Below are 4,011 nucleotides of genomic sequence, written 5' to 3' on the forward strand. Positions count from 1 at the left end.
CTATACGGCGTTACCCATCCAATAGAGCGAAGAGCCGCTATTTTTTAATACCTGTAATCTAGCGATGTTGATCTTCAACAAATTAGAGGTACGAGGGGATGATAAGAATGAGACTGGGAGATATCAGAATTAGGCTTGCAGCCATTATGGCAAGCGTGTTGGTAGTAGCTAGTGCGGGAACATCATCAAGTTATTTGTCTGCAGCCAGTACAGGCAAAATGGTATTTGATGTAACCACGGATAAATCCATGTACAGTCCAGGGGCAACGGTGGAGCTTAGAATTGATATGAAAAACAGAACGGGTCTCGATATCGCAGGCGGCAAAGTGGAGGTAAGAGCGAAACATCTCGAGAACGAGGTGGGCTCTGCTCTGATTAAGACGTATGATCTTAAGAATAATGCTGATCTAATGTTGACCACGGATTGGAAAGCGCCTTCAACAGATTATCAAGGCTATTTAATTGAAGTAGACATTAAGGATGCTGCCGGCAAAATACTTGATTCAGACGCGGTAGGCGTAGATGTATCTTCTACATGGGTGAAGTTCCCGCGTTATGGATATGTTTGGGATTTCGGACAGAATACGAATACGGCTGAGAGAATTGATAAGCTCAAAAATTACCATATCAATGCACTTCAATACTATGATTGGCAGTATCGCCATCACAAGCCTTTGGCAGACAACCTAGATGTATGGAATGATTGGTCGGGACGTATGATCTATGGCGATACTGTACGAAATTAAATCTCCCAAGCCAAAGCCGCCAACATGGTCAATATGGAGTACAACATGATTTATGGTGCTACGACAGGGTACGACAAAGATGGCGTTCAGCAGAATTGGGCGCTTTATTACGCAGATGACAACACCAGCGGAAAAGGGCAGTTTAGCTTTAAAATGACGGATTCTTCTCCGACAGGTGTAACTCATTTGTATTTCTTCAATCCGGCTAATACAGGATGGCAGAACTATATTTTCAATCAAGAGAACAAAGCGCTCAAAGCCTTTAATTTCGATGGCTGGCATGGGGACACCGTAGGCGAATGGGGGAAAATGAAAACATCCGATAATCAAATGCTATATGTAAAAGATACGTATACTGGCTTTTTGAACGCTGCAAAAAATGCCATTGGAAACAAGTATCTGGTTTTCAATCCTGTAGGCGGCCAGGGTATAGAGAATGTGAACAAAAGCAATGTGGATGTATTGTATACCGAAATCTGGCCGTGGGATCATGATAGTGAGGGGGTTCAGTATGACAGTTATAATTCCTTGAAAAGGGAAATCGAACAGTCCAGAAAAGAAAGCGGAGGCAAATCCTTGATCGTTCCGGCTTATATGGAATACGATTATGGCAAGACAAACCCCGGCAAAGCTTTCAACACATCGGCAGTACTATTAACGGAGGCTGCTGTATATGCGGCTGGGGGATCACGGATGGAGCTTGGAGATAACGGGAATATGTTAAGCAATGAGTATTTCCCGGCGCAGAATTTATATATGAATGACGATCTGAAGAATCGCACACATAGACTTTATGATTTCATAGTGGCATACGAAAACCTGCTTCGTGATGGTCAGACGGAGACCGCCAATCGAATTGAGCTGCCTGCTTATGCCAGCAGTTCCAATGGAGAAGCCAATAAAGTATGGGCCTACGGCAAGAAAGACAGCAAGTATGAGATCATTCAAATGATCAATCTGCTAGGTGTGAGCAAAAATGATTGGAGAGCGAATGACGGGACAAAGGAAACACCGACTAAAATTGGCAGCCATGAAGTGAAGTATTATTATTCAAATGATGTAAATTCAGTCTGGCTGGCTTCGCCAGATTCGAGTGATGGAAGAACACAGAAACTATCCTTTACAAAAGGCAACGATGGCAATGGCAAGTTTGTTAAAATTACCGTGCCATCCCTTGAATATTGGAACATGATCTATATGAGTAGTGAAAACAGCGGTGGGGGGAAACGAAGAACCTCCAGTGCAAGGAAAGATCGTTAATGGAAATTTCGAAAATGGAGAGAACGGTTGGACATTTGAAGGAACAGCTGCACATGGTGTGGATTCAACTGACGTTTATGTTGTTGGTAAATATTGGGATATGGAATGCAGGTAGTTATTCAGGAAAAGTATCACAAACTGTGAGCGGACTGAATAACGGGACTTACACGGTTACTGCGATGGTTAAGCAAAATAACGGCTCTCCTACACTAAGCAGACTGGAATTGACCGGTTATGGAGGAAGCTCAGTCTATACACCGATCCCTCACAGCAATAGCTATAGTAAAATTAGTGGAATTGTGAGTGTAACGAACGGAAAGATAAATATTGCCTTTTATCAGGCGGCCGAGGGGAATACAAATCTACAAATCGATAATGTGGAAATTCTGGCAGGAGGCGAAACTCCCACACCAACACAGGTGGGTTTGGTAAACGGAGGTTTTGAGGAAGGCACCCTGAATGGATGGAAAACGACTGGTTCCGATGCAGGTGTGGACACCACTGATGCTGATTCAGGCAAGTATAAGGCATACTTCTGGGGAAGTCAGGGCTATCAGCAGAAAACAGAGCAGGACATTATTGGGTTGGAAAACGGTAGCTATACCGTAACAGCAAGGGTTAAACAGAATACCGGAACGCCTTCCATCAGCAGATGGAACTTTCCAACTATTGTGGAAATATGGTGTATACCAACATCAGCCACAGCAGTACCTATTCCCAGATTTCGGGCCAAGTGAATGTAACTAATGGAAAAATAAACATTGCTTTTTATCAAGCAGCAGAAGCTAATACGAACTTACAAATCGATGATGTGAGGATTGTGAAGAATTAGCGATAATCTAGAAAAACAAAGTGATTATGAGAATAAGTTTGTTTTTGTAAGAGGCTAGCCGAGATGTGGAAAACACCGCTTCATTTGGTAAGGGAAGATCGTCGAGATCACTATACCAGTGAAGAGGTGTTTTTTCATAATAAAGTAATTTTTTTTATAACTTCAAACCGAAATCCAGCGGTGAGTGAGTTTTCGCTTTAATAGTTACTTAGTGTCTTGAGACGAGTCATATAAAGTTTTTCTACTATACGAGAACGGGAAGTCCAGAGCAGATCTGGTGGAGGAATATGGCCTCACAGCCTCGGCTCTGGATTGCTGGATTAAGCAAGTTCAGACAACGGGCTCCTTCAAGGAGAAGGACAATCGTTCACCTGAAGAAAATGAGCTGATGGCTTTACGGAAGAAAACCAACGTCTCCAAATGGAAGTCGATATTTTAAAGCATTTAAACCCCATAAAGCCGCTTAATACTCTCACCAATCTTCATGTCCCGTTGGATCACAGGCTATGATGAAAATGTAATCATAGTCTGATCTTTTTGTATGATTGAGCAATATCAGTAATATCAAGACTATTTAAGTATGTTACCGACCTATAAAATAAAAGTAGAAGAGTCTTCATCATTGAATAGGAGATGACAATACATGAAATCCTGTGAACCTCTGATTACTTCAAATGAAAGCGGATATAATTTTACGCTGGTTCAAGAAAAAAGCCGAATCGGCAATGCCTGGCTGGGTTGAACTGCGAGAGCGGTGTCTGCGAATTATGAAACAATTGCCTGAAGATGAATGTCGCAGGCTTTATAGTCAGCTTCTTGTGCAGATTGAATTGCATCTGAGTGGCTCCCGTGGGCTGGCTGACATCTGCATCGCTTGCGGGTTATTCCTTGAAGAGGATTATCCACGAGCATTTATACAAGCTTCGCATGCAGTTTGGAGCTACCAGGTGGGTAAAGAAGCGCTCTTGCTCGCAGGAACTGGAAGAGGGGAGCATTTCTACCGGGCGGATTGGTTGACCAATCTCGATAACACCATTTCTCATGCGGACACGGTGCGGAGATTTCTCCGGAAGGGAGATAGTCCCGATATGTTCCTGTAGTACAAACAATATGTAATGCCGGAAACAGAGAAACATATCTACCTGGAGAATACGCATCGCAAGCCGCTACCCG

General features: G+C 43.0%; 2 protein-coding genes and 2 pseudogenes. All 4 read left to right on the plus strand.

Going from position 1 to position 4,011, the window contains the following annotated elements:
- Positions 1-287 precede the first annotated feature (287 nt).
- The 4 genes and pseudogenes from L696_RS0103900 (at position 288) to L696_RS0103920 (ending at position 3,938) form a co-directional block, all read left to right on the plus strand.
- Positions 288-2,006: pseudogene (locus tag L696_RS0103900) on the plus strand (glycoside hydrolase family 66 protein).
- Positions 2,006-2,743: a carbohydrate binding domain-containing protein gene (locus tag L696_RS28190; RefSeq protein ID WP_155985309.1), complete on the plus strand. Its 738-nt coding sequence runs from the start codon at positions 2,006-2,008 to the stop codon at positions 2,741-2,743. Before L696_RS0103900 ends, L696_RS28190 begins: the two are co-directional and overlap by 1 nt.
- Positions 2,744-3,082: 339 nt before the next feature.
- Positions 3,083-3,279 (plus strand): annotated as a pseudogene (locus L696_RS30195) (transposase); the annotation flags it as partial.
- A gap of 326 nt (positions 3,280-3,605) precedes the next feature.
- Positions 3,606-3,938 (plus strand): hypothetical protein, encoded by a 333-nt coding sequence (locus L696_RS0103920; protein ID WP_025682485.1) that lies wholly within the window; start codon positions 3,606-3,608, stop codon positions 3,936-3,938.
- Positions 3,939-4,011: the final 73 nt, after the last annotated feature.

This window comes from Paenibacillus maysiensis, assembly GCF_000520815.1.
In the GTDB taxonomy this organism is placed as follows: domain Bacteria; phylum Bacillota; class Bacilli; order Paenibacillales; family Paenibacillaceae; genus Paenibacillus; species Paenibacillus maysiensis.